At 71.6% G+C, this 19,661-nt stretch carries 7 protein-coding genes; all 7 read left to right on the top strand.

All coding sequences use genetic code 11. The features are described from left to right. The first annotated feature begins 99 nt into the window (after positions 1 to 99). From AC5Y2S_RS13060 to AC5Y2S_RS13030, 7 genes are read left to right on the top strand one after another with little or no spacing between them, the layout of a single operon-like run. Entirely contained in the window at positions 100 to 4,323 is a 4,224-nt protein-coding gene (locus tag AC5Y2S_RS13060; RefSeq protein ID WP_499956565.1) for a non-ribosomal peptide synthetase, read from the top strand. Next, a complete protein-coding gene (locus tag AC5Y2S_RS13055; RefSeq protein WP_499956564.1) occupies positions 4,313 to 5,617 on the top strand; it encodes a beta-ketoacyl [acyl carrier protein] synthase domain-containing protein in 1,305 nt (434 codons plus the stop codon). The genes AC5Y2S_RS13060 and AC5Y2S_RS13055 overlap by 11 nt, the downstream gene beginning before the upstream one ends. Then, positions 5,617 to 8,637, top strand: coding sequence for a mycobactin polyketide synthase MbtD (gene mbtD, locus AC5Y2S_RS13050; protein WP_499956563.1), 3,021 nt, complete (start codon positions 5,617 to 5,619; stop codon positions 8,635 to 8,637). The genes AC5Y2S_RS13055 and mbtD overlap by 1 nt, the downstream gene beginning before the upstream one ends. After that, positions 8,630 to 13,816, top strand: coding sequence for an amino acid adenylation domain-containing protein (locus tag AC5Y2S_RS13045; RefSeq protein ID WP_499956562.1), 5,187 nt, complete (start codon positions 8,630 to 8,632; stop codon positions 13,814 to 13,816). The genes mbtD and AC5Y2S_RS13045 overlap by 8 nt, the downstream gene beginning before the upstream one ends. Next, positions 13,813 to 18,156 (top strand): amino acid adenylation domain-containing protein, encoded by a 4,344-nt coding sequence (locus AC5Y2S_RS13040; RefSeq protein WP_499956561.1) that lies wholly within the window; start codon positions 13,813 to 13,815, stop codon positions 18,154 to 18,156. Before AC5Y2S_RS13045 ends, AC5Y2S_RS13040 begins: the two co-directional genes overlap by 4 nt. After that, the gene (gene mbtG / locus AC5Y2S_RS13035) at positions 18,153 to 19,451 is read left to right on the top strand and encodes an NADPH-dependent L-lysine N(6)-monooxygenase MbtG (protein WP_499956560.1); all 1,299 of its coding nucleotides are present in this window, start codon (positions 18,153 to 18,155) and stop codon (positions 19,449 to 19,451) included. Before AC5Y2S_RS13040 ends, mbtG begins: the two co-directional genes overlap by 4 nt. Then, positions 19,429 to 19,644 carry an MbtH family protein gene (locus AC5Y2S_RS13030; protein ID WP_499907286.1) on the top strand — a complete coding sequence of 72 codons (216 nt, stop codon included), beginning with the start codon at positions 19,429 to 19,431 and terminating at the stop codon, positions 19,642 to 19,644. The genes mbtG and AC5Y2S_RS13030 overlap by 23 nt, the downstream gene beginning before the upstream one ends. The last annotated feature ends 17 nt before the right edge of the window (positions 19,645 to 19,661 follow it).

The raw sequence follows: 19,661 nt of genomic DNA, 5'->3' as shown, positions 1-19,661 counted from the left end.
TGTCTCCTCGGCTCGGGGGGTGGTAGCGGGCGGCGCAGGGATGAGGATAGGGTAACCAAACAACTTAGGGCAGCCTTTGCTAATTCCAGGGAGGATTTCGTGGTGCGTGCCCCGGCGTGCTCGGAGGACATCCGCGCGGAGGTCGCCGAGCTGCTCGGCGTCCCCGCCGACGCGATCCACCCAGCTGGCAACCTCATCGGGCAGGGCCTGGACTCCATCCGGATGATGACGCTCGCCGGTCGCTGGCGCCGCCAGGGCATCGCCGTCGATTTCGCCGCCCTGGCCGCGGCGCCGACGATCGAGGCCTGGTCCGAGCTGGTAACGGCCGGACCGCCCGTCGCCGATGAACCGGCCCCGCCCGTCGACGCCGAGCCGTCCGGAGAGGGCGAGCCCTTTCCGCTGGCCCCGATGCAGCACGCGATGTGGGTCGGCCGCCAGGACAACCAGCAGTTCGGCGGCGTGGCCGGGCACCTGTACGTCGAGTTCGACGGCGGCCCGATCGACCCCGACCGCCTGCGGGCGGCGGCCAACCGGCTGGCGCTTCGTCATCCGATGCTGCGGGTGCGCTTCCTGCCCGACGGCACGCAACGCATCGCCGCGGCCGACGAATGCGGGGACTTCCCCGTCACGGTCCAGGACCTGCGCGACCAACGGGACCCGGTCGAGCCGCGGCTGGTGGCCCTCCGCGAGGCCAAATCGCACCAGCAGCTTGACGGCGCGGTATTCGAGCTCGCGTTGACGCTGCTGCCCGGCGGGCGCTCCCGCCTGCACGTCGACCTGGACATGCAGGCAGCTGACGCGATGAGCTACCGCACCCTGATGGCCGACCTGGCCGCGCTCTACCTCGGGCGGGACCTGCCCGAATTGGGTTACACCTACCGCGAATACCGCCGGGCCGTCGCGCGCGACGAGGCGCAACCCCAGCCGCGGCGCGACGCCGACCGGGATTGGTGGGCCCAGCGGATCCCGCGGCTGCCGGACCCGCCGGCGCCGCCGTCGACCGGCGGGCGGGACTCGCGCACCAGCACCCGCCGCTGGCATTGGCTGGACCCGGCAACCCGCGACGCGCTGTTCGCCCGCGCCCGGGCCCGGGGCATTACCCCGGCGATGGCACTGGCCGCGGCCTTCGCCGACGCGCTGGCCCGCTGGTCCTCGCCGCGGTTCCTGCTGAACGTGCCGCTGTTCGGGCGCCAGGCCCTGCATCCCGATGTCGAGAAGTTGGTCGGCGACTTCACGTCGTCGCTGCTGCTCGACGTCGACCTGGCGGGCGCCGACACCCCGGCGGCGCGGGGCCGCGCGGTGCAGGAGGCGATGCGGACCGCCGCCGCCCATTCCTCCTATTCCGGGCTGTCGGTGTTGCGCGACCTCAGCCGCCACCGCGGCACCCAGGTCCTGGCGCCGGTGGTCTTCACCAGCGCGCTGGGCCTCGGCGAGCTGTTCAGCGCCGACGTCACAACGCAATTCGGCGCACCCACATGGATCATTTCCCAGGGCCCGCAGGTGCTGCTGGACGCTCAGGTCACCGAGTTCGACGGCGGGGTGCTGGTGAACTGGGACGTGCGCGACGGCGTGTTCGCGCCGGGCGTCATCGACGCGATGTTCGCCCACCACATCGACGAACTGCTGCGGCTCGCGTCCAGCGACGACGCCTGGGACGCGGCCGCGCCGGCCGCGCTGCCGGACGCGCAACGCGCGGTACGCGAGGCGGTCAACGGCCGCAGCTCCGCGCCGAGCGGGGAAGCCCTGCACGACGGATTTTTCCGGCGGGCCGAGGAACAACCCGACGCGCCCGCGGTGTTCGCGAGCTCCGGTGATCTCACGTATGCGCGGCTGCGCGAGCAGGCGCTGGCGCTGGCGGCGGCGTTGCGGGCGGCCGGAGTGGGCGCCGGCGACACCGTCGCGGTGATGGGTCCGAAGACCGCGGAACAGCTGCCGGCGCTGCTGGGCATCCTGGCCGCCGGCGCTGTGTACCTGCCGATCGGCGTCGACCAACCACGCGACCGCGCGGAGCGCATCCTGCAAACCGGTGGCGTGCGGCTGGCGCTGGTGTGCGGCGGGCGGCCGCCGTCGGTGCCGGTGCCCGCGCTGGTGATCGCGGACGTGCTGGGCGCGGCGCCGTCGGCCGCCGAATTCACTCCCGCCAGAACCGATCCCGCCGAGCTCGCCTACGTGTTGTTCACGTCGGGCTCGACCGGGGAGCCCAAGGGCGTCGAGCTGACCCACGACGCCGCCATGAACACGGTCGAATTCCTGACCCGCCACTTCGATATCGGCGCGGCGGATCGCTGCCTGGCCCTCTCGGCGCTGGAATGCGATCTGTCGGTGCTCGACATCTTCGCGACGCTGCGGGCCGGCGGCGCGATCGTCGTGGTCGACGAGGCGCAGCGACGCGATCCCGATGCGTGGGCCCGGCTCATCGACACCCACCGGGTCACGGTGCTGAACTTCCTGCCCGGCTGGCTGGAGATGCTGGTCGAGGTCGAGACGGGCAGCCTGTCGTCGCTGCGGGTGGTGGCCACCGGCGGCGACTGGGTGCGCCCCGGCCTGGCCCGCCGGCTGCAGGCCCAGGCGCCGCGCGTGCGCTTCGCCGGGCTGGGTGGCGCCACCGAGACCGCGGTCCACGCAACCATTTTCGAGGTGGACGCCGCCATGCCCGAGGACTGGACCGCGGTGCCCTACGGCACGCCGTTCCCCAACATCGCCTGCCGCGTCGTCGGCGACGGCGGCGCCGACTGCCCCGACTGGGTGGCCGGTGAGCTATGGGTGTCCGGACGCGGCATCGCCCGGGGCTATCGCGGACGCCCCGAGCTCACCGCCGAGCGCTTCGTCGTCCACGACGGCCGAACCTGGTACCGCACCGGCGATCTGGCGCGCTACTGGCCGGACGGCACCCTCGAGTTCGTCGGCCGCGCCGATCACCGGATCAAGGTCAGCGGATACCGCGTCGAGCTCGGCGAGATCGAGGCGGCGCTGCGCCGGGTGCCCGGCGTGCGCGCGGCCGTGGCCGCCCTGGTGCCCGGCTCCGGTGGCACCGACGTGCTGGCCGCGGCCGTCCGGCTCGACGAGGCCGCCTTGACCGCAGCGCGGATCCGCGAGCGGCTCGCCGATCTCGTTCCCGCACACATGGTTCCGCAACACATATCGCTGACCGACCGCATCCCCTTCACCGACGGCGGCAAGATCGACCGGCGCGCGGTCGGCCGCCAGCTGGCGGCGGCGGTCGACGCCGGCGACGCGTCCGCCCCCTACCAGGGCCCGCGGACGCAACTCGAGCGGGCGCTGCGCCACATCATCGCCGACCTCCTGGACCGTGAACACGACGCGGTGGGCGTGCACGACGACTTCTTCTCCCTCGGTGGCGATTCCGTGCTTGCCACGCAGGCCGTCGTCGGCATCCGCCAGTGGCTCGACTCGCCGAGCCTGATGGTCGCCGACGTCTTCGCCGCCCGCACCGTCGCCACGCTGGCCCAGCTGCTGACCGGCCGGGAAGCCGACGCCGAACGACTCGAGCAGGTGGCCGACGTGTACCTGGAGATCGCGGACATGTCGAGCGTCGACGTGTTGTCCGCGCTCGACACGCGGCCCGCGCGACGGGAGTTCCAGCCATGGGTGAAGCGGTTCACCACCGGCACCGCGCGGGGCTCGGTGGTCGTCTTCCCACACGCCGGCGGCGCCGCCGCGGCCTACCGGTCGCTGGCTAAAGCGTTGTCGGCCAACGATCTCGACGCCTTCGTGGTGCAGTACCCGCAGCGGGCCGACCGGCGGAATCACCCGGCCGCCGAGAGCATCGATGCGCTGGCGCTCGAGTTGTTCGAGGCCGGCGACTGGAGCTCGGCGGCTCCGTTGACCCTGTTCGGCCATTGCATGGGTGCCGTGGTCGCGTTCGAATTCGCCCGGATCGCCGAACGCAACGGGGTCCCGGTGCGCGTCCTGTGGGCCTCCGCCGGGCAGGCCCCGTCGACGGTCGAAGCGTACGGGCCGCTGCCGACCACCGCCGGCGGCGTGCTGGCGGACATGATCGATCTCGGCGGCACCGATCCGGAACTGCTGGACGACGAGGAATTCGTCGAGCTCCTGGTGCAAGCGGTGCAGGCCGACTACAAAGCCCTGAACACCTACTCGTGCGGGCCGGACGTGCGCATCGCCGCCGACATCCACGCGGTCGGTGGCGATCGCGACCACCGGATCAGCCGGGAAACCCTGGCCCACTGGGAAACCCACACGGCTGGCCGATTCACCGTGACGGAATTCGAGGGCGGCCACTTCTACCTCGACGATCACCTCGACGCGGTGGCCCGGATGGTGAGCGCCGATGACCGATAACGACCCAGTCGTCGTAGTCGGGTTCGCGCTCGAGGCGCCCGGCGGGGTCGAAACCGCGGACGATTTCTGGGCCCTGCTGTCCGAACAGCGGGAGGCGCTCGGCCCGTTCCCCACAGATCGGGGCTGGGAGCTTCGCGAGCTGTTCGACGGGTCCCGGCGGGACGGCTTCAAACCGATCCACGACCTGGGCGGCTTCCTCTCCAGCGCAACGACATTCGACCCGGAGTTCTTCGGCATCTCACGACGGGAAGCGACGGCCATGGACCCCCAGCAGCGGGTCGGGCTGCGTGTCGCGTGGCGCAGCGTGGAGAACAGCGGCATCAACCCCGACGACCTGGCCGGCCACGAGGTGGGCTGTTACGTCGGCGCCTCCGCGCTGGAATACGGCCCCGCCCTTTCCGAGTTCTCCCACCACAGCGGGCATCTGATCACCGGGACGTCGCTGGGCGTGATCTCGGGGCGCATTGCCTACACGCTCGACCTGGCCGGGCCGGCGCTCACGATAGACACCGCCTGCTCGTCGGCGCTCGCCGCGTTTCACACCGCGGTGCACGCGATCCGGGCCGGCGACTGCGACCTCGCGCTCGCCGGTGCCGTCTGCGTGATGGGCACCCCGGGCTATTTCGTCGAGTTCTCCTCGAAACACGCGCTGTCCGACGACGGGCATTGTCGTCCGTACAGCGCGCTCGCCAGCGGAACCGTCTGGGCGGAGGGCGCGGCCATGTTCGTGCTTCAGCGCCGGTCCCGCGCGGTGGCCGACGGGCGCCGCATCCTCGCGGAGGTGCGCGCCAGCTGCCTGAACTCCGACGGACGCAGCAACGGGCTGATGGCGCCCAGCGGCGACGCGCAACTGCGACTGTTTCGGCGCGCCATCGCGCAGGCCGGCGTCGAGCCCGTGGACGTCGGGATGGTCGAAGGGCACGCCACCGGGACCCGGCTCGGCGACCTGACGGAACTGCGTTCGTTGGCGGCCAGTTACGGCACCGCGCCGCCAGGGCGGGGACCGCTCCTGGGCTCGGTCAAGTCCAACATCGGTCATGCCCAAGCAGCCGCGGGCGCTTTGGGCCTCGCCAAGGTGATCCTGTCCGCCGAACACGCCGCCGTGCCTCCGACCCTGCACGTCGACGAGCCCAGTCACGAAATCGACTGGGAGGGCCAGGGTTTGCGATTGGCCGACAAGCTGACCCCGTGGCGGGCCGTCGACGGGTGGCGAACCGCGGCGGTGTCCGCGTTCGGGATGAGCGGCACCAACACGCATCTGATCGTCTCGATGCCGGATAACGGGCGCGCCTGATGCCCCTCAAACGACTGCCCGACGGGCGCGTCCCGGTGCTCCTCAGCGCGCACGCCGACGAACTCCTTTCCGCGGACGCCCGCGCGATCGCCGGCTACCTGGAGCGCCGTCCGGAAACGACCGTCGCCCAGGTGGGCCGCCAGCTGCGCGGGACCCGACGGGTGCGCCGACACCGTGCGGTGCTGCGCGCCGCGGATCGGCCGGAGCTCATCGGCGGGCTCCGTGCGCTGGCCGCGGGGCGCGAGCATCCGCTGGTCGCCCGGTCGGAGCTGGAATCGGCCCCGCGGCAGGCGTTCGTAGTTCCCGGTCAGGGTGTCCATTGGCCGGGCCTGGGTGCCGTCGCGTACCGGGAGCTCCCGGCCTACCGGGCGGCGGCCGATGTTTGCGTCGCGGCGTTCGAGGCCGCGGGGCACGCGTCGCCCCTGCGCTACCTGACGGCGGTGGACGACGCGCGGTCCTTCCCCGAAATCGAGGTGCAGGGCGCGCAATTCGTCCATGCGGTGGCGCTGGCGGAGGTCTGGCGGTCGTGCGGCGTGCTTCCCGACCTCACCATCGGCCAGAGCCTCGGCGAGGTCGCCGCGGCCTTCGTCGCCGGCACCATCACCCTGGCCGACGCCGTCGCCGTCGTCGCGGCCCGGGCCGGCGTGGTGGACCGCCTTCCGGACCGCTACGCGATGGCCACGCTGGGCGTTGGCGCCGACGCGGCCGGCACCCTGATCGCGGCGACTGACGGCTGGGTCGAGCTGTCGGTCGTGCACTCCGGTTCCACCGTGGCGGTGTCGGGCGAACGAGACGCGGTGCGGGCGATCGCCGACACGGTTCGCTCCAGCGGTCGGTTCGCCCGCGAGATCACCGCGGGCTTCCCCGGGCACACCAGTGTGCTCGAGCCGCTCCGCGACGAATTCGCGGCGCGGTTGCCCGTCGCCGAATTCGCTGACGCCCCCGTGCAATTCATCGGCGGCGCCACCGGCGACGTGGTGGCGCCCGACGAGCCCTTCGGCGATTACTGGTATGCGAACCTGCGCAACACGGTGCGACTGGACCGCGCGTTCGCGTCGGCAATCCGGTGCGGCGCCGGGTCGTTCATCGAGTTGTCGGCGCACCCGGCGCTGTTGTTCACGATTGGCCAGATCTTCGAGGCCGACCTGCCGGACGGCCCGGCGGTGCTGGTCGGCTCGGCTCACCGCGACGAGCCGGTGCTCGAGGCGCTGTCGGCGAACATCGTCACCGCGGCGGTGGCCGACCCGGGCTACACCTGGGCGGACTACCTGGACGGCCCGACCGTCGGCGACGCTGGCCTGCAGGGGTTCCCGAACGCGCCGATGCGCGCGATCCCGATGTGGGCACACCCGGCGCCGCTGCCGGCCGGGTCCGGACCGGTCCCGGCGCCCGACATCATGCTGGAGCACTGGGAGCGGGCGGCGCCGCCCGCACGGGTCGCGGGACCACCGGCGCGGCTCGCGGTGATCGAGGTCGGGGCCGAAGGCCCGCTGGCCCAACCGCTGCGCGCGGCGATCGAGTCCCACCCGGCCACCTACCTCAGCGCACCGCGGGACGCGGACATCGTCGCGGTGATCGCGCCGGTCTTCGACTCCGCGGGCGCGTACCGGGCCGCCGAGGCCCTCACCGGCCTGGCCGGGGCCGGCCTGCTCGACTACGCGAACGCGTTGGGCCCCCGCTGCCGCACGGTCTGCCTGCTCACCGTCGCCGCCGAGCGCGTCTACCCCCACGATGCGCCGCCGTCGGCCGCCCACGCGGGGCTGGCCGCGATGCATCGCAGCGCCGGATTCGACCACCCCGAACTGACTTTCACCCACCTGGACCTGCCGTCGTGGGACCTGACGCCCGCCGCCTGCTCCGCCGCCGTCGACGCGGTGCTGTCCGGCGCCGGCGAAGTCGCGCTGCGCGGGGACGCCGTGTTCGAGCGCTCGTTCCGCGTGGCACCTGCCGCCGCGCAGTGGCCGCTGGATTCCGGGGTGCTCGACGACGTCGTCATCACCGGTGGTGCCGGCGCCATCGGCCTGCACTACGCCCGCTATCTCGCCGAGCGTGGGGCGCGGCGCATCGTCCTGCTGAGTCGCCGCTCGGCGGATCCCGAGCGGCTAAGGGCGTTGGCGGCCGAATTCGGCACCGAGCTGGTGTCCGCCCGGTGCGACATCACCGATCCGGCCCAATTGACGCTCACCGCAGCGCAGTACGGCGCCGCCGGCGCGACGTTGATCGTGCACGCGGCGGGCAGCGCCGGATTCGGCGGCCCTGATGGGCTGACGGGGGCCGCGTTCGCCGACGCCGTCGCCGCCAAGGTCGGCGGCCTGGCCCACCTCGCCGAGCTGTGGCCGGTCCGCGCGAAAGCGCGAATGCTGTTGTGCTCGTCGCTATCCGGGCTGTGGGGCGGGCGCGGACACGCCGCCTACTCGGCGGCCAACCGGCTGCTGGACGTGATGGCCGCCGAGCTGCGCGCCGCGGGCCGGCACTGCGTGGCGGTCAGATGGGGCCTGTGGCAACCGTCGAACGGCGGCGAATCGGGCCGGGGCATCGTCGATGCGGCCGAGATGGAAAACATCGAGCGTTCCGGGCTGCGCCCGATGACGCCGCGCGACGCGATCCAGGCGAGCCTGCGCGACTGGCAAGACGACCCGCTGGTGTTCTCGGCCGACACGGCCCGGCTGCGGATCTTCCTGGGCGGCGGGCGGTCCGAAGCGCGCCACCGCCCCACGGAGGTCGCCGCGCCCCCCGCCGCCGGCGCGGTTCCGGTCGTCGATGCGGTGCGCAACCAATTGGCGGCCGTGCTCGGGATCGAGCGGTCGAGCGAATTGAACCTCGCGGCATCCCTTTTCGATCTCGGCATCGATTCGATGCTGGCGCTGGACCTGCGCAGGCGCCTCAACCGGACGATCGGCCGGACGGTGTCCCTGGCGACGCTGATGGGCGAGATCACCGGCGCCGAACTTGTCGAACAACTCGAGGGCGCCGACGAGCGCTCCGCACAAACACAGAAGGTGGACGTTTCGCGTGACTGACATCGCCGACCGCGGCGCCCGGCACGATGCGGCCCGCCTGGAACTGCTGCGTCGCCGTCTCGCCGCCCGCGGCCTCTCGTCCGGCGCCGGCGGTTCCGACGAGCCGGCCCCCGCCGACGACCGACTCTCCGACGGCCAGGCCCGGATGTGGTTCGTCCAGCTGGCCGACCCCGGCGGCGCGCTGCTCAACGTCTGCGTCTCCTATCGGATCACCGGCGACGTCGATCTCGCCCGGCTGCGCGACGCCGTCGACGCGGTCAGCCGCCGGCACCCGATCCTGCGGACCACCTACGCCGTCGGTGACGATGGCAGCCCCCGGCCGACGGTGCACGACGATCTGCGCCCGGGCTGGGCCCAGCACGACCTGACCGATCTGTCGGACCACGCGCGCCGCCTCCGGCTCGAGGTGCTGGCCCAGCGCGAATTCTCCACGCCCTTCGACCTTTCCACCGACGCGCCGCTGCGGATCACCGCCGTGCGCACCGCGCCCGGCGAACACGTCCTGCTGTTGGTGGCCCACCACATCGCTTGGGACGACGGCTCGTGGCGGCCGTTCTTCGCCGACCTCACCAATGCGTACCAGGGCGCCGAGTTGGCGCCCGACCGCCACACCACCCCGCCGGCGGCGCAGTCAGTGCCCGACACCACCGACGCCGACCTCGACTACTGGCGTGCCGTCATGGCCGACCCGCCGGAGCCCCTGGAGCTCCCCGGCCCGGCCGGGACGGCCATGCCGACCAACTGGCGGGCCGCCCGCGGCGAACTGCGGCTGTCCGGCGACATCGCGCAACGGGTGACCGCGATGGCCCGCGAGACCGGCTGTACCCCATACATGGTGCTGCTCGCCGCATTCGGTGCCCTCATACATCGCTACACCCACAGCGACGACTTCCTCGTGGCTGCCCCGGTGCTGAATCGCGGGGCCGGAACCGACGACACCATCGGATATTTCGGCAACACGGTGGCGATGCGCCTGCGACCGCGGCCGGCGATGACCTTCCGCGAGCTGCTGAAGTCGACGCGCGACATCGCCACCGGGGCATTCGCGCACCAACGCGTCGGCCTCGACCGCGCCGTGCGCGAACTGAACCCCGATCGCCGACACGGCGCCGAACGGATGACCCGGGTCAGCTTCGGCTTGCGCGAGCCCGACGGCGGCGGATTCCGCCCGGCCGGCGCCGAGTGCGAGCGTTACGGCCCGCGCAGCAACCTCACCCAGCTGCCACTGGGTTTCATGGTCGAATTCGAGAGCGGCGGTGTGCTGGTCGAGGCCGAACACCTGCTGGAGATCCTCGAACCCGCGCTGGCTCGCCAGATGCTGCATCACTTCGCCGTGCTGCTGGACGACGCCCTGGCCGAACCGGACAGGCCGTTGGCCGGGCTGGCGCTGCTGGACGAGGCCGACGCCGCCTGGCTGCGCGAGGTGTCGCACGGCGAGGTGTTCGAGACCACCCCCAAAACCCTCGCCGACCTGGTGTCCGAGCAGGCCGCGCGGACCCCGGACGCCATCGCCGTCGTCTACGAAGGCCGCCGGTACACCTACCGCGACATCAACGAGGCCGCAAACCGGTTGGCGCACTGGCTGATCGGCCGGGGCATAGGCAGCGAGGACCGTGTCGCCGTGCTGCTCGACAAGTCGCCGGACCTGGTCGTCACCGCGGTCGGCATCGCCAAGGCCGGTGCGGTGTACGTGCCCGTGGACCCCACCTACCCGCCGGACCGGCTGCGGTTCATCCTCGACGACTGCGACGCGAAGCTGGTGCTGCGCGAGCCGGTGGCCGACCTGGCCGCGTACGGCGCCGACGACCCCACCGACGCGGACCGGGTGCGGCCGTTGCGCCCGGAAAACACCGCGTATCTGATCTACACGTCGGGCACCACCGGACTGCCCAAAGGCGTTGCGGTGCCGCACCGCCCGGTCGCCGAATACTTCGTCTGGTTCAAGGGCGAGTACGGCGTCGACCACACCGACCGGCTGCTGCAGGTCGCCTCCCCGAGCTTCGACGTGTCGATCGCCGAGATCTTCGGCACGCTGGCCTGCGGGTCGCGCATGGTGATCCCAAGGCCCGGGGGGCTCAACGACATCGGCTATCTCACCGCACTGTTGCGCGACGAGGGAATCACCGCAATGCATTTCGTGCCCTCCCTGCTCGGCTTGTTCCTGTCGCTGCCCGGCGTCAACCAGTGGCGGACGCTGCAACGGGTGCCCATCGGCGGCGAGCCGCTGCCCGGCGAGGTGGCGGATAAGTTCCACGCCACGTTCGACGCGTTGCTGCACAACTTCTACGGCCCGACCGAGACCGTGATCAACGCCAGCCGGTTCAAGGTCGAGGGCCCGCAAGGCACCCGCATCGTGCCCATCGGCCGGCCCAAGATCAACACCACGATGCACCTGCTCGACGGTTCGCTGCGACCCGTGCCGGTCGGCGTGATCGGCGAGATCTACCTCGGTGGAACGCATCTGGCGCATGGGTACCATCGCCGTGCCCGGCTGACCGCCGAGCGGTTCGTCGCCGACCCGTTCAATCCCGGCGCGCGCATGTACCGAACCGGGGACCTGGCGCGCCGCAACGCCGACGGCGACGTCGAGTTCGTCGGTCGCGCCGACGAACAGGTCAAGATCCGCGGCTTCCGGATCGAACTGGGCGACGTCGCGGCGGCCATCTCGGTCGATCCGACGGTCGGGCAGGCGGTAGTGGTGGTCAGCGACCTGCCGGGGCTAGGCAAGAGTCTGGTTGGCTACGTGACGCCCGCCGCGGGAGCGTCCGAGGTCGACCTCGACCGCATCCGGGCCCGCGTCGCCGCGGCGCTGCCCGAGTACATGGTGCCGGCGGCATACGTTGTGCTCGACGAGATTCCGATCACCGCGCACGGCAAGATCGACCGGGCCGCGCTGCCAACCCCGGAGGTGAGTTCCGGCGCGGAGTTCCGCGAGCCGGGATCGGAGACCGAGCGGCGCGTCGCTGGACTGTTCGCCGAGCTGCTCGACCGCGACCGGGTCGGCGCCGACGATTCGTTCTTCGACCTGGGCGGACACTCGCTGCTCGCGACGAAGCTGGTGGCGGCGGTCCGCAACGCGTTCGGCGTCGACATCGGCGTGCGCGAGGTTTTCGAACTGGCAACGGTGTCGCGGCTCGCCGCGCATATCGACGCCGCGGAGCAGGCGTCGGCGCGGCCACGGCTGATGGCGCTGAACCACAGCGGGCCGGTGCGGCTGTCGTCGTCGCAGCTGCGAAGCTGGTTCACCTATCGATTCGACGGGCCCAACGCCGTCAACAACATTCCGTTCGCGGCGGCGTTGCGGGGCCCCTGCGACACCGACGCACTGGCGGCGGCCGTCACCGACGTCGTGGCGCGGCACGAGATCTTGCGCACCACTTACCGCGAGATCGACGGCGTCCCCCATCAGATCGTCCACCCGCCCGCCGAGGTTCCGGTGCGCCGCGCCGACGGGCCCGACGAGGAATGGCTTGGGGCCCAATTGGATACCGAGCGGCGCCACGTCTTCGACCTGGAGACCGACCCGCCGATCCGGGCGGCGGTGCTGAGCACGCCGGAGCGCAACGTCCTGTCGGTGGTGCTGCACCACATCGCCGGCGATCACTGGTCTGCCGGAGTGTTGTTCACCGACCTGCTCACCGCCTACCGGGCCCGCAGCGGCGGCCATGCGCCCGAGTGGGAAGCGCTGCCCTTGCAATACGCCGATTACGCCGCGTGGCAGGTGGCGCTGCTGGAGGACAGCGCCGGCATCGCCGGACCGCAGCGCGACTACTGGACCCGACAACTCGAGGGACTGGCGGGTGAAAACGGTCTGCGCCCGGACTTCCCGCGGCCGCTCGCGCCCACCGGCGCCGGTGCTGCCGTCGAATTCGGTTTCGGGGCGGCGACCCGCGCCAAGCTGACCGCCCTGACTCGTGAGCTCGGCATCACCGAGTTCATGCTCTTGCAGGCCGCCGTCGCGGTGGTGCTGCACGAGGCCGGCGGCGGCCCGGACGTCCCACTCGGCACCCCGGTCGCCGGTCGCAACGAATCCGATTTGGATCGCCTGATCGGCTTTTTCATCAACATCGTGGTGCTGCGGAATGACCTGCGCGGCAACCCCACACTGCGCGAGCTGCTGACGCGGACCAGGGACATGGCACTGGCCGCGTACGCACACCAGGACCTGCCGTTCGATCAGGTGGTGGACGCCGTCAGGCCCGCCCGGTCGCTGTCGCGCAACCCGCTTTTCGACGTGGTGGTGCACGTTCGCGAACAGTTACCACGAGATCAAGTGATCGACAGCGGACCGGACGGCGACACCACCTTCACCGCGCTGGAGCCGGAATTCGACGTGGCGCACGCCGACATGTCGGTCAACTTCTTCGCGTCCGACGACGGCTACCGAGGCCACATCATCTATCGCCCCGAGCTGTACCGGCGCGGCACCGCGGAACGGTTCGCCGGGTGGCTGGTCCGGGTCATCGAGGCGTTCGCCGAACGTCCCGATCAACGGTTGCGCGACGTCGAGATCGCCGGTGCGCAAGAACGACAGCGCATTCTGGCCCGGTCCGACGCGGGCGACGGCGCGGCGCGGGTATACCTGCTGGACGCCTGGCTGAGCCCCGTCCCGGTCGGGGTGGTGGGCGACGTCTACTACGGTGGCGGTCCGGCGGTCATCGGCCGGCTGGCGCGGGCATCGCTGACCGCGACCCGCTTCGTCGCCGATCCGTTTGCCGCCCAACCCGGTTCGAGGCTGTACCGCAGCGGCGAGCGCGGCGTGTGGACCGACGACGGTCAACTCGAATTGGTCACCGACATCGAGGGACCCGCGCCGGCGGCGGCTGTCGCCGATCCGGCCGAACCGCCCGGCACCGCGACCGAGCGCGCGCTCGCGGCGATCTTCGCCGACCTGCTCGAAGCCGGCGAAATCGGGCGCCACGACGAATTTTTCAATCTTGGTGGGGACAGCATCCTCGCCGTGCGGGCCGCCGCGCGGGCCCGCGACGGCGGAATGCCGCTGACCCCGCGGATGATCTTCGAACATCCCGTGCTTCATGAGCTCGCCGCCGCCCTGGACGACAAGTCGGCAGCCGAAATCGAACCCGAGAACGGCGGCTCCCACGCACCGATGAGCGCCTCGGGACTTTCCGCCGAGGAGCTGGCCGCACTGACCTCGTCATGGGGTGATCGGCCGTGACCCGAGCCGACCCGCGGCCGGCCATCGAGGATGTGATGGCGCTCAGCCCCCTGCAGCAGGGGCTGTTCTCGATGGCGACGCTAACCGCCGAGGAGGGGTCGGGCGCGGACCCGTATGTCATCGCGATGGCCGCCGACGTGGTGGGCCCGCTCGACGTCGCGTTGTTGCGCGAGTGCGCCGCGGCACTGCTGATCCGGCACCCTAATCTGCGGGCAAGCTTCATCCACGGCGACCTGAGCCGGCCCGTCCAGGTGGTGCCCAGCAGCGCCGAAGTGCCCTGGCGCTGCGTGCGCGCCGAGCCCGGCGGGGTCGAGGCGCTGGAAGCCGAAGAGCGCCAACGCCGTTTCGACGTGGGCCGGGGTCCGCTGATCCGGTTCCTGCTCATCGAATTGCCGGAGCAACGCTGGCATCTGGTCATCGTGGCGCACCACATCGTCATCGACGGGTGGTCGCTGCCACTTCTGGTGTCCGAACTGCTCGCCCTGTATCGCGCGGGGGGAGACGCCGCCGCGTTGCCGCCACCGCCGCGGCCGTACCGCGACTACATCGGCTGGCTGGCCACCCGAGACCAGGCGGCCAGCCGCGCCCTGTGGGCCGAGCATCTCCAAGGCACGGACGGGCCCACCCTGCTCTCCCCGGCGCTGACCGCCACCCCGCCACCGGCGGGCATACCGCGCCGCACCACGCTGCGCCTCGATCCCGAGTCCGCCGCCGCGCTGACCGAGGCCGCCCGGACCCGCGGCGTCACTCTCAACACGTTGGTCCAAATGGCTTGGGCGACAATACTGTCGGTGTTAACCGACCGCGACGATGTGACGTTCGGGGTGACGGTGTCCGGCAGGCCGGGCGAACTTCCGGGCGTCGAGACGATGGTCGGCATGTTCATCAACACCGTGCCGTTGCGGGTACGGCTGGATCCCCGCCAAGCGGCCGGGACGCAATGCCTTACGCTGCAACGCGAATCCGCCGCGCTGCGCGACCACAGCTACCTGGGGCACGCCGAACTGCGTGCGATCGCCGGTGTCGGCGAGATGTTCGACACCCTGCTGGTGTACGAAAACTTCCCACCCGGCGAGGTCGTGGGGGCGACCGAATTCGTCGCAAACGGAGCGACGTTCCGCCCGGTGGCGCTGGAGAGCGTGTCGCACTTCCCCGTAACCATCGCCGCCCACCCGAGCGCCGGCGGGCTCACGGTACTGGTCGAGGTGCTCGACGGTGCGCTGGGCGCGATGGCACCCGAAGACCTCGGCGGGCGGCTGCTGACGGTGGTGCAACGATTGGTGGACAAGTGGGACCGGCCACTGCGCGAGGTCGACGTCCTGCTCGACGGCGAACGCGATTCGGCCGCCGCGGACCTGCCGGAGGCGCCGGCGGTCGCGGTGCACGACCGGTTCGCCGAAATCGCCGCGGCGCAACCCGATTCGCCCGCGGTCAGCTGGGCCGACGGGCGGCTGACCTACCGCGAGCTCGATGCGTTCGCCGACCGGCTGGCCACCGCGCTGCAGCGGGCGGGCGTGGGCAGCGAGACCCCGGTGGCGATCCTGCTGTCGCGGGGTCCCGGCTATGTCGCCTCGATGCTGGCCGTCCTCAAGGCCGGCGGCATGATCGTGCCGCTGGACCCGGGCATGCCGGACGAGCGGGTCGCCGAGATCCTGCGCCAGACGTCGGCCCCGATCGTCGTCGACGAGGAATTCGTCGCGGATTCCGTTGCCGGGGACGCCGATTACCAGGCCGCGACCGTGCCGCCGGACCACGCGGCCTACGCGGTCTTCACCTCGGGCACCACCGGCGCACCGAAGGGCGTCATCGGTACGCACCGAGCGCTCGCGGCGTACGCCGACGACCACATCGAGCGCGTTCTTGCGCCGGCGGCCGCGCGTTTGGGGCGACCGCTGCGCATCGCGCACGCCTGGTCGTTCACCTTCGACGCGGCGTGGCAGCCGTTGGCGGCCTTGCTCGATGGCCACTCGGTGCACATCGTCGCCGACGAGCATCAGCGTGACGCCGAGACGCTGGTCGACGTGATCGACCGCTTCGGCCTGGACATGATCGACACCACGCCGTCGATGTTCGGCCAGCTGCACGATGCGGGACTGCTGCGGCGGGTGCCGCTGGCGGTTCTCGCGCTCGGCGGCGAGGCCCTCGGTGTCGCCGCGTGGCGCGCTATCCAAACCGAATGCGCCCGAACGGCGATGGTCGCCTTCAACTGCTACGGACCCACCGAGACCACGGTCGAGGCCGTAGTCGCGGCCATCGCCGAGCACGCCCGGCCGTCCATCGGCCGTCCCACCCGGACCACTCGCGCCTACATACTGGACTCCTGGCTGCGGCCGGTTCCCGACGGCGCCGCCGGCGAGTTGTACCTGGCGGGCGATCAGCTGACCCGCGGCTACCTGGGGCGGGCGGCCGAAACCGCAACGCGTTTCGTCGCCGAACCGAACGGCGGCGGCACCCGGATGTACCGCACCGGAGACGTGGTGCGCCGCATGCCCGACGGCGGCCTGGAGTTCCTCGGTCGCAGCGACGCCCAGCTGAAGATCCGCGGATTCCGCGTCGAGCCCGGCGAGATCGCGGCGGTGCTCTGCGGCCACGACGGGGTGCGGGGCGCCCACGTGATGGCTCATCACCACGCCAGTGGGCCCCGGCTCACCGCGTATGTGGCGGGCGGGCCCGACCGGCCTGCAGCGGCCGAACTGCGGAAGATGCTGCTCGACCGGCTGCCGCGCCACCTCGTTCCCCATCACATCGTCGTCCTGGACGAGCTGCCGCTGACCTCGCACGGCAAGATCGACGAAAAGGCACTGGCGGCAACCGATATCGCCGACCGTCCGGCCGTCGCGCCTGACACGCCGACCGAGGCGGCGCTGACCCAGGCGTTCGCCGACGTCTTGGGCGGCACCGACGTCGACGTCACCGCGGGTTTTCTGGACCTGGGCCTGGACAGCATCTCGGCCCTGTCGGTGGTGCAGGCCGCCCGCCGCCGCGGCCTCGCGCTGCGGGCCCGGTCGATGGTGGAGTGCGACACCATCCGCGAACTCGCCGCGGCGATCGACTCCGACGCGGCCCGCCACCCGATCTCCGACGGCGCGGCCGAGTCCGGCGAACCAATCCCGGTGTTGGCAGGCGCCCATTGGCTCTACGAGCACGGCGACGCCCGACGGCTCGCACAGACCGAAGTCATCAGGCTGCCCGACACGATCACCCGCGGCGACCTGGAGGCGCTGCTGCGCGCGGTCGTCGGCGGGCACGAGGTGTTGCGCTGCCGGCTCGACCGCGACGCGATGACGCTTGTCGCGCAACCGGAGGTCGACATCCTGCGCGAGGCGTGGGCCAGCGGCGAGCCGACCAACGACGTCGCCAAGCATGTCCTCGAGACGGTGCAGAGCCTCGACCCGCAGGCCGGTCGGCTGCTGTCCGCGGTGTGGCTGCGCCGGCCGCATCAGCCGGGGGTGCTGGTGCTGACGGCGCACGTGCTGGCGATGGACCCGGCCTCGTGGCGCATCGTGCTGGGCGAACTCGACGCCGGCCTGCACGCCCTGGCCGCGGGGCGTCAGCCCACGCCGGCGCGCGAGCACACCACCTACCGGCAGTGGTCACGGATGCTGGCGGAGCGGGCCAAAACGCTGGACACCGAAGCCTTTTGGGCCGCGGAGTTGCGGGGCGCCGATCCGCCGCTGGGCTCCCGCAGGCTGCGGCCGCGGACCGACCGCGCCGGCGACCTGTCGATCAGCGTCTCGGCCTGCGGGACCGAGCTCACCGGGCGGCTGCTCGCGGCGGGACAGCCGATGGGCGAACTGCTGATCACCGCGGCCGCGCGCACCGTGACCGCGTGGCGGCGGCGACGCGGCCAGGACACCCCGGCACCCCTGTTGGCGCTGGAGACCCACGGCCGCACGGAATTCGGGGCCGACACCGATACCGGCGACACCGTCGGGCTGCTCAGCGCGATCTACCCGTTGCGCATCCACTCCGACGGGGCCACCGACTTGGCCCGAATCCCCGGCAGCGCTGTCGATTACGGCCTGCTGCGTTACCTGCGGCCCGATACGCGACTGCGCGAGCTCCCCGAACCTCAACTGCTGCTCAATTATTTGGGCAACCTCCACGTCGGCGTCGGGGACCTCGAGCTCGACCGCGAGCTGATGGCGGAGGTCGGCCGGGTGCCCGAACCCGAACAAGCGGTGCGCCACGAACTGACCGTGGTGGCGGGCATCCTCGGCACCGGCGCCGCTCGCGTGCTGGCCACCCAGTGGCGGGCGCTGCCGAGCATTCTGGACGAGGCGGAAATCACAGAACTGCAAGAACTTTGGACCCAGACACTGCGGGAGATGGCGGAATGAGCACACTTGCGGTCCTTGGCGCCGGAGCCAAGGCGGTGGCCGTCGCGGCCAAGGCATCGGTGCTGCGCGACATGGGAGTCGATGTTCCCGACGTCGTCGCGGTCGAACGCATCGGGGTGGCGGCCAATTGGCAGGCCAGCGGCGGATGGACCGACGGCGCGCACCGGCTGGGCACCAGCCCGGAAAAAGACGTCGGGTTCCCGTACCGCTCGTCGATGGCGCCGCGGCGCAACGCCGAACTCGACGAGCGGATGACCCGCTACAGCTGGCAGTCGTATCTGATCGCCACCGCGTCGTTCGCCGAATGGATCGACCGGGGCAGACCGGCGCCGACCCATCGCCGGTGGAGCCAGTACCTGGGCTGGGTGGCCGCCCAGGTGGGCCTCGACGTGGTGCACGGCGAGGTCGAGCGGCTCGCCGTCAGCGGCGATCGCTGGGCCCTGCAGACCCACGAAACCACCGTGCACGCCGACGCCCTGATGATCACCGGCCCCGGCCAGGCCGAGAAGTCGTTGCTGCCCGGGAATCCGCGCGTGCTGTCGATCGCCCAGTTCTGGGACCGCGCCGCGGCCGACGACCGCATCAGCGCCGAGCGCGTAGCGGTGATCGGTGGCGGCGAGACGGCCGCGTCGATGCTCAACGAGCTGTTCCGGCACCGGGTTTCGAGCATCACCGTCATCTCCCCGCAGGCCACGCTGTTCACCCGCGGCGAGGGGTTCTTCGAGAACTCGCTGTTTTCCGATCCCACCGACTGGACCGACCTGACGCTCGACGAGCGCCGCGACGCGCTGGCGCGCACCGACCGTGGGGTGTTCTCGGCCAACGTGCAGGAGGCGCTGCTGGCCGACGACCGCATCCACCACCTGCGCGGCCGGGTCGCGCACGCCGTGGGCCGCGACGGGCAGATCCGGTTGACCCTGTCCACCAACCGGGGCAGCGAGAACCTCGAGACGGTACACGGATTCGATCTGGTCATCGACGGCTCCGGCGCCGACCCGCTGTGGTTCACTTCGCTGTTCGCCCAGGACGCGCTGGACCTGCTCGAACTCGGGTTGGGTGGGCCGCTGACCGCCGAGAGCCTGCAGGAAGCGATCGGCTACGACCTGGCCGTCACCGATGTCACCCCAAAGTTGTTCCTGCCCAACCTGTCCGGGCTCACCCAGGGTCCCGGCTTTCCCAACCTGAGCTGCCTCGGATTGCTGTCCGACCGGGTGCTGGGCGCCACCGTGGTTTCAGCGGGCGCCGGCACACAACGAACGACAAGGAGAAGCGATGAGCACCAACCCCTTCGATGACGACGACGGCGCCTTCTATGTGCTGATCAACGGCGAGGAGCAGCACAGCCTGTGGCCCGCGTTCGCCGAAATCCCGGCCGGCTGGCGCGCGGTGTTCGGCGAAGCGAGCCGCTCGGCGTGCCTGGATTACGTCGACGACAACTGGGCCGACCTGCGCCCCAAGACCCTTCGCGAGGCCATGGCCGGCGACTGAGCTACTGGTAACGTGCC

Source organism: Mycobacterium sp. NGS69, from assembly GCF_059812165.1.
The sequence above is the reverse complement of the archived record's forward strand: the minus strand, read 5'-3'. Positions and strand labels throughout refer to the sequence as shown.

What these genes read in the sequence shown, in the direction of transcription:
- mbtD (WP_499956563.1), top strand. Translation starts at nt 5,617, where the DNA reads ATGCCCCTCAAACGACTGCCCGACGGGCGCGTCCCGGTGCTCCTCAGC.
- mbtG (WP_499956560.1), top strand. Translation starts at nt 18,153, where the DNA reads ATGAGCACACTTGCGGTCCTTGGCGCCGGAGCCAAGGCGGTGGCCGTC.
- AC5Y2S_RS13055 (WP_499956564.1), top strand. Translation starts at nt 4,313, where the DNA reads ATGACCGATAACGACCCAGTCGTCGTAGTCGGGTTCGCGCTCGAGGCG.
- AC5Y2S_RS13030 (WP_499907286.1), top strand. Translation starts at nt 19,429, where the DNA reads ATGAGCACCAACCCCTTCGATGACGACGACGGCGCCTTCTATGTGCTG.